The following is a 23,233-nucleotide window of genomic DNA, read 5'->3' as shown; positions in this document are numbered from 1 at the left end:
CTATCGATGTAGCCGCTGGCGCGGCCTGCGATCGAGCGCGCAGCGGTCGTAGGACGGACAACGTGTGAGGCCAGATGGAGCGCGGATACGGGGTTTGCGGTCGCTGCGCGAACCGTTCGCAGCCTCGCAAGCTCGGCAGCGGCTACACGCTGTCTGTAGCCGCTGGCGTAGCCTGCGATCGAGCGCATAGCGGTCGTAGGACGGACAATGTGTGAGGCCAGATGGAGCGCGGATTCAGGGTTTGCGGTCGCTGCGCGAACCGTTCGCAGCCTCGCAAGCTCGGCAGCGGCTACACGCTGTCTGTAGCCGCTGGCGCAGCCTGCGATCGAGCGCGTAGCGCTGGTAAAACAGGCGGATCGCGGATTCAGCCTGTTACTCCTTGCTGGCCTGCAGCTGGCCGTCCCAGCCGCCGCCGAGGGCGGCGATCAGTTGCACGCTGGTGACCAGCCGGCTTTGCAGCAGGCTCAGCACGCTGCGTTCGTTGCTCAACGCCGTGGCCTGCACCACCACCACGTCCAGGTAGGCGATCACCCCGGCCTTGTACTGGTTCTCGGTCAGGCGCAACGACTCGCGCGCCGAATCCAGGGCCTGCTGGCGCACCGCGGCCTCGTCTTCCAGGACCTTGAGCTGCACCAGGTAGTTCTCCACCTCGCGAAAGCCGTCGAGCACGGTCTGGCGGTACTTGGCCACGGTCTGGTCGTAGGCCGCCTCGGTGCGGTCGACTTCCGCCGAACGCTGGCCGCCGTCGAACAGGGTCATGGCCAGTTTCGGCCCCACCGACCAGAAGCGGTTCGGCAGGCTGATCCAGTCGGCGTAGGTACTGCTGCTGTAGCCGCCCGCCAGGCTCAGGGTCAGGTCCGGGTAATAGGCGGCCTTGGCCACGCCGATATTGGCGTTGGCGGCGATCACCGAACGCTCGGCCGAGGCGATGTCCGGGCGTCGTTCCAGCAGCTGCGACGGCAGGCTCAGCGGCACCTGGGGCAAGGCCGGGATGTCCTGGGTCTCGGCCAGGCTGAACTCGGCCGGCGGCAGGCCGATCAGCACCGCGATGGCGTTTTCCAGCTGGGCGCGCTGCCAGATCAGGTCGATCAGGTCGGCCTGGGTGGTTTTCAGCTGGGTTTGCGCCTGGGCCACCGCGTCCTTGCCGGAGACGCCGGCGCGGTACTGGTTCTCGGTCATGGTCAGCGAACGCTGGTAGGCCGCCACCGTGGCTTCGAGCAGGCGCTTCTGCTGGTCCATGACCCGCAGTTGCAGGTAGTTCTGCACCAGTTCCGACTGCTGGCTCAGGCGCATCGCCGCGAGGTCGGCGAAGCTGGCTTCGGCGCTGGCTTCGTTGGCTTCCAGGCCGCGGCGCAGCTTGCCCCAGACATCCGCCTCCCAGCTCACCCCGAGCTGGGTGTTGTAAGTGTCGCGAATGCCGCTGGAGGAACTGCTCAGGGCCGAACTGCTGCTGCCGGTGCCCTGGCTGGCGCGGGTTTTCCCGGCGCTCAGGTCCACCGTGGGGAACAGCGAGCCACGAGCGCTGCGCACCAGGGCCTGGGCCTGGCGGTACTGGGCCTCGGACTGCGCCACGCTCTGGTTGGCGCTGTTGAGCTTGTCGATCAGGTCGTTGAGCTGGCGGTCGCCGTACAGCTCCCACCAGGCGCCGCGGGCCAGGGAATCGCTGGGGCTGGCCTGGCGCCAGCCTGCGGCTTCCTTGTATTGCGCGGGCTCGGCGACGGTCGGGCGCTGATAGTCCGGGCCAATGGCGCAGGCACTGAGCAGCGCCAGGCTCAAGCTCAGGCTCAACAGCCGCGAACCGCGGGCCAGGGCCAGGCGCTGAGGAAGGTTGCGGGGCGAGCAGTCAGTCATAGCGGCGTTTCCAGAGCGGCATCGGTACGGACCCCACGCCAGTGGTTGAATTTATGGCGCAGGCGATCGAGATAGAGGTAGACCACCGGGGTGGTGTAGAGGGTCAGGACCTGGCTGAAGACCAGGCCGCCGATAATGGTCAGGCCCAGGGGCTGGCGCATTTCCGCGCCTTCGGCGCTGCCGAGCAGCAACGGCAAGGCGCCGAGGATCGCCGCCAGGGTGGTCATCAGGATCGGCCGCAGGCGCAGCAGGCAGGCGCTGCGGATCGACTCCAGCGGGCCCAGGCCCTGGTGACGCTCCAGCTGCAACGCCAGGTCGATCATCAGGATGGCGTTTTTCTTCACCACGCCGATCAGCAGGAACAAGCCCAGCAGCGAGATCAGGCTGAACTCGCCGCCCAGCACGTAGATCGACAGCAAGGCGCCGACCCCGGCCGACGGCAGCGTGGAGAGAATGGTCAGCGGGTGAATGTAGCTTTCATAGAGCACGCCCAGCACCAGGTACACCGCCAGCAGCGCGCCGAGGATCATGAACGGCTGGCTCTTCTGGGTCGCGGCGAAGGCGTCGGCGGTGCCGGCCATCTTGACGATCACGTCTTCGGGCATGCCGACCTTGGCGATCGCCCGTTCGATGGCCGCCGTGCCCTGCTCCACCGTCACCCCTTCGGCCATGTCGAAGGAAATGCTTTCCGAGGCGAACTGGCCTTCGTGGCTGACCCGGTCGTCTTCCAGGCTGTTTTCATAGTGAGCGATGGTCGACAGCGGCACCCGCGCGCCATCGGCGGTGATCACCTGCACCTGGTTGAGGGTGACCGGGTCCTGGGCGTATTTCGGGTTGACCTCCATCACCACCTGATACTGGTTGAGGCTGTCGTAGATGGTGGAAATCTGCCGCTGGCTGTAGGCGTTGTTGAGCACCGCGGTGACCATGTTCATGTCGATCCCCAGGCGCTTGGCCTGGTCGCGGTCGACCACCAGGGTCACCTGCTGGGCGCCCCGCCCTTCGCGGGCATCGATCGCCGTCAGCTCCGGCAAGGCACGCAGCGCGGTGACCACTTTCGGGTACCACTCGCGCAACGACCCCAGGTCGCCGCTCTGGATGATGTAGGAATACTGCGAGGTGGTCTGCTCGCGGCCGCCGCCGAACTGCAGGTCCTGGTCGGCCATCAGCATCAGCTGGGCGCCGGGCACCTTGGGCATTTCCTTGCGCAGGCGCTCGATGACCTTCTGCGCGGAAATGTTGCGTTCCTTGATCGGCTTGAGGCGCACCAGCATGAAGGCGTTGTTGGTGCCGTTATTGCCACCGATGAAACCGGCCACGCTCTCCACCGCCGGGTCCTTGAGCACTTCGCGGCGGAAGATCTCCATCTTCGGCTGCATCACGGTGAACGACAGGCCGTCGTCGCCACGCACGAAACCGATCAACTGGCCGGTGTCCTGCTGCGGCATGAAGGTCTTGGGCACCACCACGTACAGCGCGATGTTGACGCCGATGGTCACGAACAGGCTGAGCAGGGTCAGGCGCTTGTGGCGCAGCACCCAGTCCAGGCTGCTGGCGTATCTGGCCACCATCCAGTCGTTGGCGTGCTGGCTCCAGCGCTGCAGGCCGTTCTCCCGGCCCGGCACATGGGGCTTGAGCCAGCGGGCGCAGAGCATCGGGGTCAGGGTCAGGGACACCACCAGGGACACGACTATGGCCGCCGCCAGGGTGATGGAAAACTCGCGGAACAGGCTTTCGATGATCCCGCCCATGAACAGGATCGACAGGAATACCGCCACCAGCGAGACGTTCATCGACAGCAGGGTGAAGCCGACTTCCTTGGCTCCCAGGTAGGCCGCTTTCATCGGTGCGATGCCTTCGTCGATGTGCCGGGAAATGTTCTCCAGCACCACGATGGCGTCGTCCACCACCAGCCCGGTGGCGAGAATCAGCGCCATCAGCGACAGGTTGTTCAGGGAAAAACCGTACAGGTACATCACCGCGAAGGTGCCCACCAGCGACACCGGCACCGCCAGGGTCGGGATCAGCGACGCGCGCAGATTGCCGAGGAACAGGTAGACCACCAGGATCACCAGGGCCACGGCGATCAGCAGGGTCATCTCAGCCTCGTGCAGGGTGGCCTTGATCACCGGCGAACGGTCCATCGCCAGGTTGAGCTTGACGCTGGCCGGCAGCACCGCCTGCAACGCCGGCAGTTGCGCCTTGATCTCGTTGACCGTCTCGATGATGTTGGCCCCGGCCTGGCGGTTGATCACCAGCAGCACCGCCGCGTCGTCGTTGAAGAAACCGCTGTTGTAGCGGTCCTCGACGCCGTCGCTGACCTTGGCCACGTCTTTCAGGCGCAGGGCCGCGCCGTCCTTGTAGTGGATGATCAGCGGCTCGTAGTCCTTGGCCTTCTCCAGTTGGTCGTTGGCCTGCACCTGCCACATCTGCTCGCTGTTCTCCACCGAGCCCTTGGGCCGGCGCACATTGGCTTCGGCGATGGTCTTGCGCACATCGTCGAGGGCCACGCCGTACTGGTTGAGCAACTGCGGCTCGAGCTCGATACGCACCGCCGGCAGCGAACTGCCGCCGATCTGCACCTCGCCAACCCCGGACACCTGGGACAGGCTCTGGGACAGGATGGTCGAGGCCAGGTCATACAGCTGCCCCTTCTCCAGCACGTCGGAGGTCAGCGACAGCACCATGATCGGCGCCTGGGACGGGTTGACCTTCTTGTAGGTGGGCATGCTGCGCATGCCGCTGGGCAGCAGGTTGCGCGAGGCGTTGATCGCCGCCTGCACTTCCCGCGCCGCGCCGTTGATATCGCGATCCAGGTCGAATTGCAGGATGACCCGGGTCGAACCCTGGCTGGAACGGCTGCTCATGGTGTTGACCCCGGCGATCGCGCCGAAGGAACGCTCCAGGGGCGTGGCCACGGTGGACGCCATCACCTCGGGGCTGGCCCCCGGCAGGCTGGCCTGGACCACGATCACCGGGAAGTCCATCTGCGGCAACGGCGACACCGGCAGCAGGCCGAAGCTGACACCGCCCAGGAGCATGATCGCCAGGCTCAGCAGCATGGTGGCCACCGGCCGGCGGATAAAGGGTCCGGACAGGTTCATGGCTGTTCTACCGGCTCCGCGGGTTCAGGCGCCGAACGCCAGCGCCGGCCCAGACGGTCGAAGTACAGGTAGATCACCGGCGTGGTGAACAGGGTGAGGATCTGGCTCAGCAACAGGCCGCCGACCATCACCAGGCCCAGGGGCTGGCGCAGCTCAGCGCCGGAACCGGTGGCCAGCATCAGCGGCACGGCACCGAACAGCGCGGCCAGGGTGGTCATCAGGATCGGCCGGAAACGCAGGAGCGCCGCCTGGTAGATCGCCTGCTCCGGGGCCATGCCCTGGTTGCGTTCGGCGTCGAGGGCGAAGTCGATCATCATGATCGCGTTCTTCTTGACGATACCGATCAGCAGGATGATGCCGATGATCGCGATCATGCCCAGGTCGTTGCCGCTGAGGATCAGCGCCAGCAAGGCGCCCACCGCCGCCGACGGCAGTGTGGAGAGGATGGTGATCGGGTGGATGTAGCTCTCGTAGAGCACCCCGAGCACGATGTACATGGTCACCACCGCCGCCAGGATCAGCAGCAAGGTGCTCGACAGCGAGGCCTGGAACGCCTGGGCCGCGCCCTGGAACTGGGTCTGCACGCCCACCGGCATGCCGATGTCCTGCTGCACCTGTTCGATGATGTCCACCGCCTGCCCCAGGGCCACGCCGGGCGCCAGGTTGAACGACATCATCACCGCCGGGAACTGGCCGATATGGGCGATGGCCAATTGCGCCTGGCGCTCCTCGACCCGGGCCAGGCTCGACAGGCGCACCTGGCCGCCGTCGGTGGTTTTCACATGGATCTGTTCCAGCGCCTGCGGGCCGATGGTTTCCCCGGCCTGGGCCTGCAACACCACGCGGTACTGGCTGGCCTGGGTGTAGATGGTGGAAATCTGCCGCTGGCCGAAGGCGTCGTACAGCGCGTCGGTGATGTTCGACACCGAGACACCGATGCGCGACGCGGCGTCGCGGTCGATCACCAGGTACACCTGCAAGCCCTTGTCCTGCAGGTCGCTGGCGACATCGGTGAGTTCCGGGCGGTGAGCCAAAGCATCCACCAGGCGCCCGCTCCACAGGGCCAGCAGGTCGGCATCCGGCGACGACAGGCTGAACTGGTACTGGGTGCGGCTGACCCGGTCCTCGATGGTCAGGTCCTGCACCGGCTGCATGAACAGGCGGATGCCCACCAACCGGTCGACCTGGGGCTGGATGCGCGCGATCACCTCGGCGGCGCTGAGGTCGCGTTCGCGGTGCGGCTTGAGGTTGATCAGCAGCCGGCCGCTGTTGAGGGTGGCGTTGTCGCCGTCGACGCCGATATAGGACGACAGGCTTTGCACCGCCGGGTCGGCCAGGATGATTTTCGCCAAGTCCTGCTGACGCTGGCTCATGGCGGCGAAGGACACCGACTGCGGCGCTTCGGAAATGCCCTGGATCACCCCGGTGTCCTGCACCGGGAAGAAGCCCTTGGGCACCACCATATAAAGGAACACGGTCAGCGCCAGGGTGCCGATGGCCACCAGCAGGGTCAGCGGCTGATGCTTGAGCACCCATTGCAGCCACCGACCGTAGCTGGCGATCAGCCAGTCGATCCAGGCGCCGCTGGCACGGTAGAACCGGCCTTGCTCTTCCTCCTTGGGCTCACGCTTGAGCAGGCGCGCGCACATCATCGGCGTCAAGGTCAGGGACACCACCAGGGAAATCAGGATCGCCACCGCCAAAGTGATGGCGAACTCGCGGAACAGCCGCCCGACCACGTCGGCCATGAACAGCAGCGGGATCAGTACGGCGATCAGCGACAGGGTCAGCGACACCAGGGTGAAGCCGATCTGCCTGGCGCCCTTGAGCGCGGCCTGCATCGGGCTGTCGCCCTCCTCGATGAAGCGCGAGATGTTCTCCAGCATCACGATGGCGTCGTCGACCACGAAGCCGGTGGCGATGGTCAGGGCCATCAGGGTCAGGTTGTTGACCGAGAAGCCCGCCAGGTACATCACGCCGAAGGTGCCGATCAGCGACAGCGGCACGGCAATCGACGGGATCACCGTGGCGCTGGCCCGGCGCAGGAACAGGAAGGTCACCATCACCACCAGGGCGATGGCGATCAGCAATTCGTGCTGCACGTCGGTGACCGAGGCGCGAATGGTCTGGGTGCGGTCGGTGAGCACGGTGACGTCGAGGCCGGCCGGCAGGTTGTCGGTGATGCTCGGCAGCAGCGCCTTGATCCGGTCCACCACCTCGATCACGTTGGCCCCGGGCTGGCGCTGGATATTCAGCAGCACCGCCTGGTTTTCATTGGCCCAGGCCGCCAGGCGTTCGTTCTCGGCGCCGCCGGCGATCTGCGCGACGTCTTTCAGGCGCAGCGGCGCGCCATTCTTGTAGGCCAGGATCAGCTCGGCGTAGTCCTTGGGCGAGGTCAGCTGGTCGTTGGCGTCGAGCATCGACACCCGGGTCGGGCCGTCGAAGTTGCCCTTGGGCTGGTTGACGTTGGAGGCGCCGATCAGGGTGCGCACGTCCGACAGGTTGAGGCCGTTGGCCGCCAGGGCCTCGGGGTTGACCTTGATCCGCACCGCCTGGCGCTGGCCGCCAGCGATGCTGACCATACCAACGCCACTGATCTGCGCGATCTTCTGCGCCATGCGGGTGTCGACCAGGTCGTTGAGCTTGGGCAGCAGCATGGTCTTGGAGGTGATGGCCAGGGTCAGCACCGGGGTGTCCGCCGGGTTGACCTTGTTGTACACCGGCGGCGCCGGCAGATCGCTGGGCAGCAGGTTGGTCGCGGCATTGATCGCCGCCTGCACCTGCTGCTCGGCGACATCCATATTGATGTCGAGGTTGAAGCGCAGGGTCAGCACCGAGGCGCCGCCGGAGCTGGTGGAGGCCATCTGGGTCAGGCCGGGCATCTGCCCGAACTGGCGCTCCAGGGGCGCGGTGACCGCGCTGGTCATCACGTCGGGGCTGGCGCCGGGGTACAGGGTCATCACCCGGATAGTCGGGTAATCGACCTGGGGCAACGCCGAGACCGGCAACAGGCGATAGGCGATCAGGCCGGCCAGGACAATGGCCAGCATGCTCAGGGTGGTGGCTACCGGGCGGAGGATGAACAGCCGCGAGATATTCATGCGCCGACCTTGCCCGCCGGCGTCTCGGTGGCCGGCGTGGTCGCCGAGCTGGCCGGCTGGCCCTGCAGGTGCTGGGTCGGGGTGGCCGGCACTTCTTCGGGGGTGTTGACCACTTCCACTTCGCTGCCGTCCTTGAGGCGGTCGGTGCCTTCCAGCACCACGCGGTCGCCGGCTTCCAGGCCGGCCTTGATCACGGTGGAATCACCGTTGCTGTCGCCGACCTGCAGCTGGCGGATCTTGACCTTGTTGGCGCCGTCCAGGGCATAGACGAAGGTGCCGTTGGTGCCGAACTGGATCGCCGCCGACGGCGCCAGCACCACGTTTTTCAGGGTGTCGGCAAGCACGCGCACGTTGACGAACTGGTTGGGGAACAGCGCCTGGTCGCGGTTGTCGTAGCGCGCCTTGAACTTCAGGGTGCCGGTGGTGGTGTCGATCTGGTTGTCGAGGCTTTGCAGCACGCCGCTGGCCTGCAGCGTCTGGTCGCCGCGGTCCCAGGCTTCCACCGGCAGCCTGGCGCCGCTGCGATAACGCTCCAGCACCCTGCTCAGGTTGTTCTCCGGCAGGGTGAAGGCCACGCTGATCGGCTGGGTCTGGGTGATGATCGCCAGCGCGGTGGTGTCGTTGGCCGCCACCAGGTTGCCGACGTCCAGCTGGCGCAGGCCGACGCGGCCGGTGATCGGCGCGCGGATCTTGGTGAATTCGAGGTTGAGCTTGGCGTCGTTGACCGCCGCCTGGTTGGTCTTGACCGTGCCCTGGTACTGGCCGACCAGCGCCGCGGCGGTGTCCAGGGTCTGCTTGGCGATACTGTCCTGGGCATACAGGCCGCGATAACGCTCGTAGTCGACCTGGGCATTCTTCAGTTGCGCCTGGTTCTGCAACAGCGTGCCTTCGGCCTGGAGCAAGGCGTTCTGGTAAGGCCGCGGGTCGATTTCCGCCAGCAGGTCGCCGGCCTTGACCATCTGCCCTTCCTCGAAGGCCACCTTGACCAGCTCACCGGCCACCCGGCTGCGCACATTGATGGTGTTCAGCGCGGTGACGGTGCCCAGCGCCTTGTAATACAGCGCGAAGTCCCCGCGCGTGGCCGGCGCCACCCGCACCGGGATCGGCCCGCTCGCGCCGCCAAACCCCGGCCGCATAGACCCGCTGCGACCGGAGTGTCCGGCCGCGGCCTTTTGCCCGGCGGCATCCTTTGGGGTGGTCGAGGCCGGCCAGAACTTCCAGCACAGGCCGACGATGGCCAACAGGACAAGCAGGCCGAGCAGCCAGCGACGGGAGTTGCGGGAAACGGAGGATTGCATGGAGTGATCAACCATTGGGCGCGAGGGGATCTTTTTCAGAAGGCTGAAAGATAAGCACTGGCCGGTGTTTAGCAAAGCGCCTTTACCGGCAATTTACCTTGGGCTTACGTTTGCAAGTGTCTGCTAAGCCACTGAAGCACAAATAAAAACGGCCTGGACAGGGCCAGGCCGTGAATAATTGTAAAACCTGTTACTTCAGAACGGCCAAGGCCGCGTCGTAGTTCGGTTCTTCAGCGATTTCCTTGACCAGCTCGCTGTGCAGCACGGTGTCGTTCTCGTCCAGCACCACCACCGCGCGGGCGGTCAGGCCGGCCAGTGGGCCGTCGGCAATGGCCACGCCGTAGTTCTCGATGAACTCGCGGCCACGCAGGGTCGACAGGTTCTGCACGTTGTCCAGGCCTTCGGCGCCGCAGAAACGGGCCTGGGCGAACGGCAGGTCAGCCGAGATGCACAGCACCACGGTGTTGTTCAGGCCGCTGGCCTGGGCGTTGAACTTGCGCACGGAGGTGGCGCAGGTCGGGGTGTCGACGCTTGGGAAGATGTTCAGCACTTTGCGCTTGCCGGCAAAGCTGCTCAGGGTGATGTCGGCCAGACCGGCGCCCACCAGGGAGAACGCGGGCGCCTTGGCGCCGATTTGTGGCAGTTGGCCGTTGACTTGAACCGGGTTGCCTTTAAGGGTGACTTGAGCCATGAACGGAGTCCTTATAAACGATGGTCATTGAACAGCTGTAAAGAAAATCGAGAGGCCGGAAGTTAAACATGAAATGGCCCGGCCACCTATGCCCGGGATACAAATTGTAGAACAAGCCCCGAGAGCGGAGCGCAACGCTGGAGGCCATCGAAATACCGGCGGAACGCGAAAACACTGTAGCCGCTGCCGCAGGCTGCGATAAGGCCGCAGGCCTTCGGCGATATCGGCATCCCGCGCCCGCGTTGCGGTCGATCGCAGCCTGCGGCAGCGGCTACAAAGGCCTGCTTCAACCTAGCAAGCGCAACAGAGTGCGATGCCGGAACCCGAAAATGCGCGCATGCAGGCATTGACCAGCAGCCATTCCACAGGTGCGCCGCCCAGCGCCCGATAGGTCACCCGGTCGGTATTTACATATAACCACCGTCCATGTCGCCGGTATGACACCCCACAGCCAGTGGCGAAAGCTGAACTCGCGCCCGGCGCTGATCCGCAGGTCATTGATATCCACGCCCCGCAAGGGGCTGGTGCGCTCGGGAAAGATCTTCGGGAAGTTGGCGCCTTCAAGACAGAAATCCAGCACCTGAGCCGGGCTGCGACCGGCAATGAAAGTCATGCGTTCGAGCACAGGCATGCTGGAAAAACCTCTTGAAAGCCTCAACACAATCTCACTCAATACATCATAAATATTCTGTATCTATCTGCTTTTATTGAATTTATTTAAATCAATAAATCACTTTAAGTTAACCACTCTAAAAGCATGGAAATAATCATAATCCACATGAACCGGAAGGCGCCGCCTGAAGCTTCGCTGCCACTCGACCCTGGAGCACGCTGCCCTGCCGCGGACGTGAAAACCTGTCACGGACAGCAGGCCTTGCGCCCTCGCCTCGCCAGCGAAACCTGTGTTCTTGATTGACTTGCCGGAACTGCTCAGTGAAGGGGTCAGGTATTCGCCCTGACCCCGACGCAGTGGGCAAAAAAGCTCGGGGAGAAACCCCGGCCCTACTGTTTTTTCAGTTTCTGGAAGGACTGATGCAGGTCGGAGGCCCAGCCGTCGATGACGTTTTTCACGTCCGAAGGCTGCATGACCTGGGTGTCGTTCTGCAGCGGCTTGCCGCTGCCCTTGCGCACCACCTGGGCGATCACCTTGTTGTTGCCGCCGTCGATGAACTGCGCCTCGGTGCCCAGGGTGGTCTCCTGGTCGCGGATGCCGCTGGCCGTGCTCACCGCCGCCGCCACCAGGGCGATGGGAATGATTTCGTAGGGCTTCAGGCCTTCGGTCTTGCTGCTCACGGCCGTGATCGCCGCGCGCACCACAATCACCCCCGGCCCCGGCGCGGTGGCCAGGGGCAAGTCCTGGCCGATCTCGCGTTTGAGCGCTTCGTCGTAATAGCGGTTGATACCGTACAAGGTGTTCTGCGGGATCTTCACCGTCGGCTGCGGCTTGGGGTAGAACTGGGTGGGCTCGATATAGACGCTGCGGTACTGCTTCAGGTCCAGCTTGGGATCGACCCAGCGCATCACCTCGACGCCGGACGGCGACTTGGCTTCCTTGAGCTGGCTGTAGTCGCCGAGAAAACCGGAGTACTCGTCGGGTTGGGTGACGTTGCTGGAACAGCCCACCAACCCTAGGGAGGCCAGGCACAGCGTGCTCATCATTGATGCGAGCTTCATGGGGTAACTCCTGTCAGAAATCCGGAAGCGCTACTGGTTTGAGGAAGTGTAGGTATAGCCAATAGCGGGCATATCAGCACAGCAAAAGCGGATTAATCGCCAAAGCAGGCCAGAGAATTCTTGGCAGATCGGAAAGATACAGGTGCAGCGTCAACGCTGCACCTCTCCCCATTACCAGGTGGTTCCGCGCCTTGCCGCCGCCTCGCGCAAGGCGTTGATGCGCATGGCCTTGAGCAGGGAAAAGGTCCCGGCCAGGATGATCACGGCGCCAAATACGAAGTCGATGCCGTACAACTGGTAGTCCTGCAGCGGCCCGACCAGGAACACCCGCACCGCCGCCACGCCCAGCAAGGTGGCAAGAAAGTCGATGGTCGGCTCGTCGCGATACAGCACCATCAACAGCGGCAGGCACAGCACCAGCAATAACAGCAGCACGATGATCTTGAACGAGCCTTTGCGCTCGATGCTGAAGGCGCACTCGCTGGCGCCATAGGCGGGATAGTCGCCGGGCTGGACCAGGCTGTTCTGCTCGGCGATATAGTCCGCCGGGTTGTACAGGCGGGTCGGGGTAAAGGTATTGGACAGGTTCAGCTGCGTGGTGATGCGCTTGAACGGCAGGTCGACCTGCTCGTTGCCCTTGAGGATGTACAGCACCGGCTTGTAGCCGTAACGGTAAACCTCGAAGGGAAACCGGCTGGACTCGCCGTTGACCCGGATCGGCCGGTTTTCCAGGTCGGCGTAGGCATTCTTGTGCGGCGAACTGAAGTTGCGGTTCAAGGGCTTGACCTTGACCTCTTCGAAGAACAACGGCGGCATGCTGTAGGTGGACTGCAAGGGTTCCAGGCGCAGTTTCAGCGGGTAGCGGCCCAGCTCGTAGCGGTTGTAGGTGCGCTCGGAAACGTTGACCTCCCCCGAGACCTTGAACTCGCCCTGGGTGCTGTTGGTCACCCTGAGCAGCAGGTAGTCGCGCTTGAAGGAGTGCGGCGAATCCGCGGCGGGGCCGCACCAGCCGTAGCTGTCGAGAGGGTCGCCGAGGCGCCCGCTGCGGGCATCCTGATACACATAGAAATAGCCGACCCACAGGGTCAGGAGCAGCAACAACGAAAACAACCCGAGTATCTTTTTAGCAACGCTCACAGCCGCGACTCTCTTCCATGGATGGCCCATGCCAGGCACGCCGGCGACTGATCGCCGGACGCCGATCCCTGGCTCCGTCATAAGAGGTGCGACTCTACCAAAGCGCCATCATCGACCCAAGGACAAATGCCCCTGGCGGCCAGACAATGGCCGTTGCCGGCCCTGTTCCCGGGCGACTGTGAGCATCGATCGAAGCGCCGGCCCGGGCAGGCGCTGCTCTTCAGCGGCGCCGGAACAGTGGCCGCGGCTCGATCGCCGAGCGCCCGTAGAGCACGCTCATGCCCGCCAGCCCCTTGAGGGCGTCGTCGGCGCATTTGTCTTCGCGGATGGCAAAGCTGTCAAAACCGCATTGGCGCATATGGCTCAGTTGGTCGCGCAGCACATCGCCCACCGCCCGCAGTTCGCCCATCCAGCCCAGCCGGGTGCGCAGCAGGTAGGCCTGGCTGTAGGCACGGCCGTCACGGAAGCTGGGGAAGTCCAGGGCGATCAGCGGGATCAGCTTGAGCCAGGGCCGCAGGCTTTCCACCTCGTCGTCCGGGCCGAGCCAGACCCCGTCCCGCGCTGGCTCGTGCTCGATACGGCGGATCAGCCAGCGGGCCAGCGGCAGAATCAACGGGCCCTGGGGCAGCGGGCCGTCCACCTCGCGCACCAGATTCCAGGGATCGTCCTCGACCCGCCCGGCCTGGCCATCTTGCAGACGCAGCAGATTATTCATGGTTTTAGTCTCTCGCTCACGGCTGTAACTCCTGGCTCACGGCTGTGCTTTCTATTGCATGGTCGCGCTGCGGGCTCATGGCAGCGCCTCCAGCACTTTCGGGTAGACCCGCTCCTTGAATGGCTCCAGGCCGATGCGCTGCACGGTGTCGACGAACAGTTCTTCGCTCTCCCGGTAACGCACGAAGGTGGCGATGATGCGCTCTATCACCCCGGGCACCTGCTCGGCGCTGAACGACGGGCCGATGACCTTGCCCAGCGCGCTGTGCTTGCCCTGGGCGCCGCCGAGGGTGATCTGGTACCACTCGCTGCCGTTCTTATCGACGCCGAGGATGCCGATATTGCCGATGTGGTGATGGCCGCAGGCGTTCATGCAGCCGGAGATGTTCAGGCTGATGTCGCCCAGGTCGTGCAGGTAGTCGAGGTTGTCGAAACGCGCCTGGATCGCCTGGGCGATGGGGATCGACTTGGCGTTGGCCAGGGCGCAGAAGTCGCCGCCGGGACAGGCGATGATGTCGGTCAGCAGGCCGACGTTGGCGCAACCCAGGCTCTGTTCGCCGGCCAGCCGCCACAGTTCATGCAGTGCGGCCTTGGGCACGTCCGGCAGGACAATGTTCTGTTCGTGGGCGATGCGGATTTCACCGAAACCGAAGGCCTCGGACCACTCGGCCACCGCCTCCATCTGCGCCGCCGTCACGTCTCCGGGCGGTGAGGCGCTGCCGGGCTTGGTCGACAGCACCACGCTGGCGTAGCCCGGCACCTTGTGCGGCTGCACGTTGTGCGCCACCCAGCGTTCGAAGGCCGGCTCCTCGGCCAGGCGGCTGCCGTAGTCGAGATCGGTGGCCGGCTGGCGTTCGTAGAGCGGCGGCACAAAGGCACTGGCGACCCGCTGGTATTCGGCCTCGGTCAGTTGCGCCGGGCCGTCCTTGAGGTGCTGCCACTCCTCCTCCACCTCTTTGGCGAAGGCCTCGATACCCAGGGCCTTGACGAGGATCTTGATCCGCGCCTTGTACTTGTTGTCGCGCCGGCCGTGGCGGTTGTAGACCCGCAGCACCGCCTCGACATAGGACAGCAGGTGCTGCCACGGCAGGCCGTCGCGGATCTGCTGGCTGAGGATCGGCGTGCGCCCCAGGCCGCCGCCGACCATCACCCGCAGCAGCATCTGCCCGCGCCAGTCGCGGTACAGGTACAGGCCGATGTCATGCATCATGATCGCCGCCCGGTCCTGACGGGCCGAGCAGATGGCGATCTTGAACTTGCGCGGCAGGAACAGGAATTCCGGGTTGATGGTCGACCACTGGCGCAGGATTTCCGCCAGGGGCCGCGGGTCCATCAGCTCATCGGCGGCCACCCCGGCGAAGGCTTCGGTGGTGATGTTGCGCACGCAGTTGCCGGAGGTCTGGATCGCATGCATCTCGACATTGGCCAGGCGTTCGAGGATGTCCGGCACCTGGGCCAGCTCGATCCAGTTGAACTGCATGTTCTGCCGGGTGGTGAAGTGGCCGTAGCCGCGGTCGTAGTCGCGGGCGATGCTGGCCAGGGTGCGCATCTGCCGCGCACTGAGGGTGCCGTAGGGAATGGCCACCCGCAGCATGTAGGCGTGCTTCTGCATGTACAGGCCGTTCTGCAGGCGCAGCGGCAGGAACTCCTCTTCGCTCAGCTCGCCGGCCATGAAGCGTTCGACCTGATCGCGAAACTGCGCCACCCGTTCAAAGACCAGGGCCCGGTCGTACTCGTCATAGTGATACATGTCACGGCCTCATCAGTGCTGACCCCGATCCCGCCCCTGAAGCCGCTGTAATCCTGTAGCCGCTGCCGAGCAGCGCGAGGCTGCGATCGAGTTGGGCGGCATCCCGACATAGCACTCGCAACCCGGACGACGCGGTCTGGCAGACAGAACGCATGTGTCGGTCTTGCGGCTGCTTTGCAGCCGATCGCAGCCTCGCTGCGCTCGGCAGCGGCTACAGGGCCAGGGTGGCCACGGGGTTATGCATTCCAGGGGTGATCCGGGGGTTTTGGTGTGGTGGTGACTATGCCCTTGCGGCTCAGGACGTTACAGATTCAGGTGAACACTAAAAAACCGTATCAGCAGCTCGTAGACCTGTGCTGGCAGGCGGTCAATCTGATCCGTATTAATGCAGTTTTTCTGAGCCTGTTTTGTTTCGCCCGTGCTTTCTACAGTGCATGGCATGCCAGGCCGGGTGGCCTGGCAAGCCTTTGCAACCGTGGAAGCATTGACCATGAGCACAGCAACAATGGAACCGGCCTACAACTACAAGGTGGTACGCCAATTCGTCATCGCCACCGTGGTCTGGGGCGTGATCGGCATGGCCATGGGGGTATGGATCGCCTCCCAGCTGGTCTGGCCGCAAATGAACCTCGACCTGCCCTGGACCAGCTTCGGCCGCCTGCGCCCGCTGCACACCAGCCTGGTGATCTTCGGCTTCGCCGGCAGCGCCCAGTTCGCCGCCAGTTACTACGCGGTCCAGCGCACCTGCCAGGTGCGGCTGTATTCCGACAAGCTCGCCGCCTTCACCTTCTGGGGCTGGCAGTCGGTGATCCTGATCATGCTGGTCACCCTGCCGCTGGGCTACACCACCACCAAGGAATACGCGGAAATCGAATTCTCCGGCGCGGTGTGGATGGCCGTAGTCTGGGTGGTCTACGGCATCGTGTTCTTCACCACCGTGGTGCAGCGCAAGACCAAACACATCTACGTCGGCAACTGGTTCTTCGGCGCCTTTATCCTGGTGATCGCCATGCTCCACGTGGTCAATCACCTGTCGATCCCGGTGGACTGGTTCAAGTCCTACCCGGTGTATTCCGGCGCCACCGACGCCATGGTCCAGTGGTGGTACGGCCATAACGCCGTGGGCTTCTTCCTGACCACCGGTTTCCTCGGGATGATGTATTACTTCGTGCCCAAGCAGGTCGGGCGCCCGGTGTATTCCTATCGCCTGTCCATCGTGCACTTCTGGGCGCTGATCACCCTGTACATCTGGGCCGGCCCGCATCACCTGCACTACACCGCCCTGCCCGACTGGGCGCAATCGCTGGGCATGGCCATGTCGCTGATCCTCCTGGCACCGAGCTGGGGCGGCATGATCAACGGCATGATGACCCTCTCGGGCGCCTGGCATAAGTTGCGCACCGACCCGATCCTGCGGTTCCTGGTGCTGTCCCTGGCCTTCTACGGCATGTCGACCTTCGAGGGGCCGATGATGGCGATCAAGACGGTCAACGCCCTGTCGCACTACACCGACTGGACCATCGGCCACGTCCACGCCGGCGCCCTGGGCTGGGTGGCGATGATCACCTTCGGCGCCGTCTACCACATGGTGCCCAAGGTCTTCGGCCGTGAGCAGATGCACAGCGTCGCGCTGATCAACCTGCACTTCTGGCTGGCGACCATCGGCACCGTGCTCTACATCGCCTCGATGTGGGTCAACGGCATCACCCAGGGCCTGATGTGGCGCGCGGTCAACGACGACGGCACCCTCACCTATTCCTTCGTCGAGGCCCTGCAGGCCAGCCACCCGGGCTTTATCGTGCGCTTCGCCGGGGGCGTGTTCTTCCTCAGCGGCATGCTGCTGATGGCCTACAACACCTGGCGCACCGTGCGCGTGGCCGACCCGCGCCTGGCCCTCAGCGACGCCCAGATCGCCTGATCGCCCAAGCCACGACCACGACGCGGGCCACACCCGGCCCGCGTCGCTCATCCCTCCCGCAGCACAGCGAGCCCCCGATGATCGAATTCGCCCTTGACCTGCTCGGCGTGACCTTCCTCTACCTGAGCATCGGCTACTGCCTGCGCCATCAATCGGCCAAGAGCCTCGACGACGCCAGCCTGATCCCCTTCGCCGACGACCCGGACGTGGCGCGCCGGGTGGAACTGACCACCGGCAAGAAAATCAACGCCGTGGCGCCGGAACCGCAAACCGCCAGGCCCGGCTGGGGCAATGTAGAGATCTGAAGAATGCCCTTGATGGGTCTGGTAGACGCCCAGGCCACCAGACAGTTACTGCCTCACCCACGTTCCCGGGGAATCAGCGCCTGCAGCTGCGACGCCAGGAAGTCGCCGTCGAAGGTAAAGACGTCGGACTCCTTCAGGCCGTTGGCCTGGCGCCATTGCCAGCTGCCGTCGGCCAAGCCCACCAGGGACACGCTGCCATACCGCGCGGCGGTCAGGCCCATGACCGCCAGGGAAATCTGCCCGGCGGCGCCCATCACATCGGGCACGAACTCCACCGGTTTGCCGACGATGACGAGGGTCAGTTTCTCGGTCTTGAAGGTCGAGGTTTTCACCGGGACGCTAGGGCTGAAGGCCAAGTAGGGTTCGCGACTCAAGGCCAGCAGGTCCGGCATCAGCACCGGTGCCAGCCACTGCTGGATATGCTCGAACAGCTCGGTGATACGGCTCGCCCAGACCACCTTCTGGCTTTCGAACAGCTGTTTCTTGTGGGCTTCGCTTTCTGCATAGCGCCGAAGCATCTCGCCCAGTTGCCGTACGTCGTCCATGTTCATGCCTCTTCGAGAAACCGCGGTTGCGGACCTTGAGCATGGCAGATGGGGGGTGTCGGCGTACGACTAAAAACCTGCGCGGTACTGGCTCGGGGTCAGGCCGAGGACCTTGCGAAAGGCGCTGCCCATATGGGACTGGTGGGCGAAGCCGGTTTCCAGGGCGATGGCGGCGAGCGGCAGGTCGCTGCGTTCGATCAGCCGGCGCGCCGCCTGCACCCGGACTTCGACCAGCCAGGCATGGGGCGTCATGCCGATGGCGCGGGTGAAATCCCGCAGGAAACGCAGTTCGTTGCGCCCGGTGCAGGCCGCCAGTTCACCGAGCGACAGCGGCTCGGCGTACTGCTGCTCGATCAGCGTCAACACCCGGCTGAACTCGGTACGCCTGGCGGCCTTGGCCGGTGCTGGGTCGAAGGCGGCGAGGCCGGCGAACTGCAGGGCGCATTGTTCCAGGGCCAACGGATCGCCGGCGGGTTCCAGCAACAGCCGCCGCGCCTGGCGTCCCAACGCCAGGGCCCGGGCGTGTCCGGGCCGTTGCAAGCGTCGCGAACCGCGGGCGATGCCCAGGGCCTGGGGGTCGGCCAGCCAGCGCAGCAGCAGGTATTCACCGCCCTGGGGCGACTCGGAAAACACCTCGACCCCGGCCGGGGTCAAGGCCAGGGTCCCCGGCCAGCTGTCGAAATCCTCGCGCCGGTCGCTGCCGATGGCGTGCACGCCCCGCTGGCGCTCCAGGCTCAGGCCGAGGCTTTGCCACTGCAGCGGATCGCGCGCGCTGTAGGCCGCGCGCGGCAGCAATTGCAGGTCGAGCGTGCCGCCCAGCAGTTCGCGGCGCAGCGGCTCGTGACCCAGGCCCCGGCTGCTCAGAACCTTGCTGCTCAGCACGCCGGGCATGTGAAATTTCTTGATAGATCGCGGGGCTGCGTCACGGGACACTCTCGGCATTCAGTTTTGTCAGCAACAGGAGCTGTGTATGCGCACCATCGGCCTTATCGGCGGCATGAGCTGGGAGTCCAGCGCCGAGTATTACCGCCTTATCAACCAGCAGGTACGGGACCGTCTCGGGCCGCTGCGTTCGGCGCGGTTGCTAATGTACAGCGTCGACTTCGGACCTGTCGAACAGGCCCAGCACGCCGGGCGCTGGGACCTCGCGGCCGGGATCCTGGTGGATGCGGCGCGCCGCCTGGAGGCCGGTGGCGCCGAATGCGTGGTGCTCTGTACCAACACCATGCACAAGGTCGCCGACGAGATTCAGGCCGTGCTGTCGGTGCCCTTCCTGCACATCGCCGACCCGACCGCCGAGGCCGCCCTCGAGGCCGGCACCCTCAGCGTGGGCCTGCTGGGCACGGCCTTCACCATGGAACAGGATTTCCTCAAGCAGCGCCTGCTCGATCGCGGCCTCAAGGTACTGGTGCCGGACGCCGTGGACCGCCAGGCCGTGCACCGGATCATCTACGACGAGCTGTGCGTGGGCGTCATCAGCGAGGCCTCGCGCCAGCGCTACCAGCAGGTGATCCAGGCCCTGATGGAGCGCGGCGCCCAGGCCATCATCCTCGGCTGCACCGAGATTGGCCTGCTGCTCAAGCCCGAACACAGCCCCCTGCCGCTGCTGGACACCACCGAGCTGCATGCGCGGGCGGCGGTGGCGTTTGCCTTGGATGGAGCGCGGCATGGCTGACTGCAGATCATCGGCCATCCGCAAGCCTGTAGCCGCTGCCGAGCCCTGGCGAGGCTGCGATCGCCCGGAACGGGCGCGGCGCTCTCGAGATCGCTGAGGTCCTGCGGACCTATCGCAGCCTCGCTGGCGCTCGGCAGCGGCTACAGGGGCGAGTTAGGCCTGGAGCATGCGGCGCAGGCGCGCCATGCTCAAGACGTCGACGTACTGGCCGTCGCGCACCGCGTAGTCGCGCAGCCGGCCTTCGCTTTCGAAGCCGAACTTGCGGTACAGGCCCAGGGCGGCTTCGTTGTCGGCGAATACGGTCAGTTCCACCCGTTGCAGGTTCATCCAGTTGTCCGCCACGTCCAGCACCGCCGCCAACAGCCGGCTGCCGACGCCCTGGCCCTGCCATTCCACCGCCACGCCCATGCCGACGCTGCCGCAGTGGGCGCGGCGGATGCGCGAGAACTGCTCGATGCTGCAACTGCCGATCACCGCCCCCTGGTGCAGCGCCACCAGGGCCACCCGTCGTTCGTTGTCCGGCACCAGGCGATTGCGCCAGACCTCAACGGACTGAAACGGCATCTGCAGCACCTGGCGGGCGACCGCGGGGTCGTTGTACAGCGCGGTAATGCCCGGCACATGGGCTTCACTGAAACGTTCGATGACGATGCTGGGGATCTCTGCGGGCATAAGTCTTCCTTGGTTCATGCGAGACGGCCGTCGAGTGTAGAGCGCCAGCGCCGCGCATGGCGAGCGCCGGACACAGGGATTCTCTCTGTAGGAGCCAGCTTGCTGGCGATGCCGGCGCCGCGGTGTATCAGGCAGAACGCCATCGCGAGCAAGCTTCGCTCCTATGGAGGCGTGCCGTCGAAGTCGAACCACTCGCTGCGTTCCCGGAAGGTGTTGAGGATCAGGTCGACCAGTTGTTGTACCTCGGCGTCGTGCTCCACTTCGGCGTTCACCGCCATCCACACCTGGCGCGCCATGGCCTCGTCGAACAGCCCGGGCAGTGCCGTCAGGCCGCGGTCGAAGCGGCTCATGTAATGAGGCAGCAGGCCGATGCAGGCGCCGCAGCGGATCATCTCCAGCATCAGCTCGTAGGAATGCACCTGCACCACCCCCGCCAGGCGCTGCTCCACCAGCTGGTTCCACGGCCGCAGCGGCTCGACCTGCCGGTCCTGCTGCCATTGCACCAGCATGTAGTCGGCCAGGTCGGCCAGGCTGTCGGGGCGCGCCGCGACCCGCGAATAACGCTTGGCGATATGCGGCAGGTAGTCCAGGCGCACCAGCGGCTGCGGCGCGCTGGTGACGAAACTCGGCCCCGGCCTGGGTGAATCCACCCCGCCCAGCCACACCACCACATCTGCGCTCAACGCCCGCAGCGACAGCTCGCTGTCGATGGAGATGATCTCCAGGCGCACGCTGGCGTTGCGCCGCAACAGGGCAATCAGGTCGCGACCGAGGATGTCGTGCAGGATCGACTCGGCCACCGCCAGGCGCAGCAGCGGCTGTTCGAGCACCGGCAGCGTGCGTCCGTGGGCCAGGGCGATCAGCTGCGCCTTGAGCTGCTGGCCTTCGCGGCTGAGGCTCAGGGCACTGCCCTGGAAACTGAACAAGGGGCGGCGCAACTGTTCCTCCAGGTGCGCCAGCTGTTTGCGCAGCAGCGTCGACTTGATGTTCAGGCTGCGCGCCGCCTGCATGAAGCAGCCGCAACGGGCGGTGACCAGGAAATACTGGGCCAGCTCCGGCTCGATCCCGGCGGCCAGGGCCAGCCAGGCTTCCCGGGGTTCGGCCTGGGCGATGTAGGGGGTGATGCCCGAGATCGGGACGGGTTCGAGAAAGGACATGAGTGACTCCCTGTCGTGTGGGTGATGGCATCCATTGCACGTTGTACGGGCAGCGACGGCTTTGCCGTCTATCGCGAGCAAGCTCGCTCCTACAGGGGACTGCATCGATCCTGTAGGAGCGAGCTTGCTCGCGAAGCGGTAGCGGCCACACCGCTTGCCTAAAGCTTCTCCTCCAGCACCTTGTTCAACTGCGCGCCGTCGATACTCAGGGTCGCGGTGTCGAGCATGCCTTCCAGGTAGGCCTTGGCGATCTGTTCCTGGCGCTGCGCCCGCAGGGCCTGGGTCAGGCGTTCGCGCAACTCGTCCAGGGTCGCCGTGCGGGCCGGTTGCTGCTCGGTCAGCTTGAGCACATGAAAACCCGCCGCACTCTGCACCGCATCGGACACCGCGCCGACCTTCAGGCGCGCCACCGCGCCGCGGACCTCGGGCAGCAGTTGCGGCAACGGCTGCAAACCGGAGTCGCCGCCGCGCCGGGCGCTGTCGGGGTCCTGGGAATACTGGCTGGCCAGGGCGGCGAATTCGCCGGGGGCGGCCTGGGCCTTCTTGCTCAGTTCCTGGGCCTGCTTGCGTGTCGCCTCCAGCGCCTGCGGGTCATTCACCGCGAGGAAGATCTGACTGACCCGGTACAAGGCCGGGGTTTGCCACTGCGCCTTGCCGGCGTCGTAGGCCTGCTGCAGTTCGGCCTCGCTCGGGTAGCCGGCCGGCACCTGGCTGACCGAGCGCAAGTAATCGCGAAAGACGATCTGTTCGGTGGCCACCTTGGTCTGCAAGGCCACCTCCGGACGCTGGCGCCAGCCCTGGGCATCGGCCTGTTCGAGCACGGCCTTTTCCGCCAGGCGCGTGCGAATCCAGTTTTCCAGGGCCGGGCGATTGCCCCGCAGCTGCTCGCGGGACGCCTCGGGCAACGCCGCGAACAGCGCCTTGAGCTCCTCCGGCGCCACCCGTTGGTTGCCCAGGCGCGCCACCGCCGGGCCGTCGTCGATCGGGCTGGCTAGCGCCACCCTGGGCTGTTGCGCCGCCACCGGGTCGCTGCCCGGACGCACGCCCAGCCACACCGCCAGCGCCACCAGGGCCAGGGCGCCGACACCGACCACCAGGCTTGGCTTCTTCACTGCCCAGGCACCTCAACGACAGCCTCGGCGACGGCCTCGGGCGCTGCTTCAGGCATGGTTTCTGGCGTGGCTTCAGGCTGGGCCTGCAGGCGCGCGGCGTGCTGGCTGTAGTCGCGCAGGTAGACGATGAACTCCTGCAACAGCCGGTCCCAGAGTTCCAGCTGGCTGCGCAGGTGATCGTGGCCGACCCCGGCCACCACCACGTCCATTTCCATCACCAGGAACTCGCCCTGCACCGACAGCCGGGCAAAGCGTCGCGAGGCATTCCACAGCTCGGCCAGGCCCGCCGGCAACTCGCCCTGGACCCGCAGCGCGCAGCTGAAGGTGAAGTCCACATAGCTGCCCTGCCCAGCACCCGCCGCGTTGCCGAAGCGCACGGCGTAGCCGATGCCCTGGCTGGCGCTGAGCAGTTGCACGATGCCGTTCTGGTCGGTCTGGTTGACCCGGTAGCCGGCGCCTTGCAGCAGTTCGGTGAGGCTCTGCGGGGTGACGCTGAGGATCAATTGCGCTTGTTCAGTCATGCTCGATT

18 protein-coding genes and 1 pseudogene are annotated in these 23,233 nt (G+C 65.3%); 3 read left to right on the top strand and 16 right to left on the bottom strand.

The window, feature by feature from the left end; all coding sequences use genetic code 11:
* Positions 1-372 precede the first annotated feature (372 nt).
* From BM019_RS14500 to BM019_RS14455, 10 genes and pseudogenes are all read right to left on the bottom strand, one after another.
* Complete coding sequence (locus BM019_RS14500; RefSeq protein WP_092418677.1) at positions 373-1,851, bottom strand: efflux transporter outer membrane subunit; 1,479 nt, start codon at positions 1,849-1,851, stop codon at positions 373-375.
* Positions 1,848-4,955 (bottom strand): efflux RND transporter permease subunit, encoded by a 3,108-nt coding sequence (locus tag BM019_RS14495; RefSeq protein WP_009043687.1) that lies wholly within the window; start codon positions 4,953-4,955, stop codon positions 1,848-1,850. The genes BM019_RS14500 and BM019_RS14495 overlap by 4 nt, the downstream gene beginning before the upstream one ends.
* Positions 4,952-8,056, bottom strand: coding sequence for an MdtB/MuxB family multidrug efflux RND transporter permease subunit (locus tag BM019_RS14490; RefSeq protein WP_009043686.1), 3,105 nt, complete (start codon positions 8,054-8,056; stop codon positions 4,952-4,954). The genes BM019_RS14495 and BM019_RS14490 overlap by 4 nt, the downstream gene beginning before the upstream one ends.
* Entirely contained in the window at positions 8,053-9,369 is a 1,317-nt protein-coding gene (locus tag BM019_RS14485) for an MdtA/MuxA family multidrug efflux RND transporter periplasmic adaptor subunit (protein WP_062825759.1), read from the bottom strand. Before BM019_RS14485 ends, BM019_RS14490 begins: the two co-directional genes overlap by 4 nt.
* 175 nt (positions 9,370-9,544) lie before the next feature.
* The gene (gene tpx, locus BM019_RS14480) at positions 9,545-10,045 is read right to left on the bottom strand and encodes a thiol peroxidase (RefSeq protein ID WP_092418676.1); all 501 of its coding nucleotides are present in this window, start codon (positions 10,043-10,045) and stop codon (positions 9,545-9,547) included.
* 286 nt (positions 10,046-10,331) lie between these two features.
* Positions 10,332-10,676 (bottom strand): annotated as a pseudogene (locus BM019_RS14475) (polyketide cyclase).
* Positions 10,677-11,047: 371 nt separating this feature from the next.
* Positions 11,048-11,719 carry a DUF3313 domain-containing protein gene (locus BM019_RS14470; RefSeq protein ID WP_009043682.1) on the bottom strand — a complete coding sequence of 224 codons (672 nt, stop codon included), beginning with the start codon at positions 11,717-11,719 and terminating at the stop codon, positions 11,048-11,050.
* Positions 11,720-11,890: 171 nt separating this feature from the next.
* Positions 11,891-12,856 (bottom strand): hypothetical protein, encoded by a 966-nt coding sequence (locus BM019_RS14465; protein WP_092418675.1) that lies wholly within the window; start codon positions 12,854-12,856, stop codon positions 11,891-11,893.
* A gap of 220 nt (positions 12,857-13,076) precedes the next feature.
* Positions 13,077-13,571: a DUF934 domain-containing protein gene (locus BM019_RS14460; protein ID WP_092418674.1), complete on the bottom strand. Its 495-nt coding sequence runs from the start codon at positions 13,569-13,571 to the stop codon at positions 13,077-13,079.
* A 75-nt stretch (positions 13,572-13,646) separates the two neighbouring features.
* Positions 13,647-15,320 carry a nitrite/sulfite reductase gene (locus BM019_RS14455; protein ID WP_092418673.1) on the bottom strand — a complete coding sequence of 558 codons (1,674 nt, stop codon included), beginning with the start codon at positions 15,318-15,320 and terminating at the stop codon, positions 13,647-13,649.
* Positions 15,321-15,810: 490 nt separating this feature from the next.
* Between BM019_RS14455 and ccoN the strand changes: the two genes are divergently transcribed.
* Positions 15,811-17,238, top strand: coding sequence for a cytochrome-c oxidase, cbb3-type subunit I (ccoN, locus tag BM019_RS14445; protein WP_092418672.1), 1,428 nt, complete (start codon positions 15,811-15,813; stop codon positions 17,236-17,238).
* A gap of 77 nt (positions 17,239-17,315) precedes the next feature.
* Positions 17,316-17,543, top strand: coding sequence for a CcoQ/FixQ family Cbb3-type cytochrome c oxidase assembly chaperone (locus tag BM019_RS14440; RefSeq protein WP_092418671.1), 228 nt, complete (start codon positions 17,316-17,318; stop codon positions 17,541-17,543).
* Between the two features lie 53 nt (positions 17,544-17,596).
* On the opposite strand, the gene BM019_RS14435 is transcribed toward BM019_RS14440, so the two are convergent.
* Positions 17,597-18,088: a hypothetical protein gene (locus BM019_RS14435; RefSeq protein ID WP_175510651.1), complete on the bottom strand. Its 492-nt coding sequence runs from the start codon at positions 18,086-18,088 to the stop codon at positions 17,597-17,599.
* 69 nt (positions 18,089-18,157) lie between these two features.
* Positions 18,158-18,979 (bottom strand): helix-turn-helix domain-containing protein, encoded by an 822-nt coding sequence (locus BM019_RS14430; protein WP_092418670.1) that lies wholly within the window; start codon positions 18,977-18,979, stop codon positions 18,158-18,160.
* 79 nt (positions 18,980-19,058) lie between these two features.
* Here BM019_RS14430 and BM019_RS14425 point away from each other — a divergent pair, with 79 nt between their 5' ends.
* Positions 19,059-19,763 (top strand): aspartate/glutamate racemase family protein, encoded by a 705-nt coding sequence (locus BM019_RS14425; protein WP_085530982.1) that lies wholly within the window; start codon positions 19,059-19,061, stop codon positions 19,761-19,763.
* Positions 19,764-19,916: 153 nt separating this feature from the next.
* Here the strand turns inward: BM019_RS14425 and BM019_RS14420 are convergent, their stop codons facing one another.
* The 4 genes from BM019_RS14420 to BM019_RS14405 all read right to left on the bottom strand — a co-directional run bounded on the left by BM019_RS14420 (position 19,917) and on the right by BM019_RS14405 (position 23,225).
* Entirely contained in the window at positions 19,917-20,435 is a 519-nt protein-coding gene (locus BM019_RS14420; protein WP_092418669.1) for a GNAT family N-acetyltransferase, read from the bottom strand.
* A 161-nt stretch (positions 20,436-20,596) separates the two neighbouring features.
* A complete protein-coding gene (locus tag BM019_RS14415) occupies positions 20,597-21,592 on the bottom strand; it encodes a LysR family transcriptional regulator (RefSeq protein ID WP_092418668.1) in 996 nt (331 codons plus the stop codon).
* 158 nt (positions 21,593-21,750) lie between these two features.
* Positions 21,751-22,704: a peptidylprolyl isomerase gene (locus tag BM019_RS14410; RefSeq protein WP_092418667.1), complete on the bottom strand. Its 954-nt coding sequence runs from the start codon at positions 22,702-22,704 to the stop codon at positions 21,751-21,753.
* Positions 22,701-23,225: a YbjN domain-containing protein gene (locus BM019_RS14405; protein WP_062825749.1), complete on the bottom strand. Its 525-nt coding sequence runs from the start codon at positions 23,223-23,225 to the stop codon at positions 22,701-22,703. The genes BM019_RS14410 and BM019_RS14405 overlap by 4 nt, the downstream gene beginning before the upstream one ends.
* Positions 23,226-23,233 lie beyond the last annotated feature (8 nt).

The organism is Pseudomonas sp. NFPP07 (assembly GCF_900115645.1).
GTDB lineage: Bacteria > Pseudomonadota > Gammaproteobacteria > Pseudomonadales > Pseudomonadaceae > Aquipseudomonas > Aquipseudomonas chlororaphis.
This window is presented reverse-complemented; position numbering and strand designations above follow the sequence as displayed.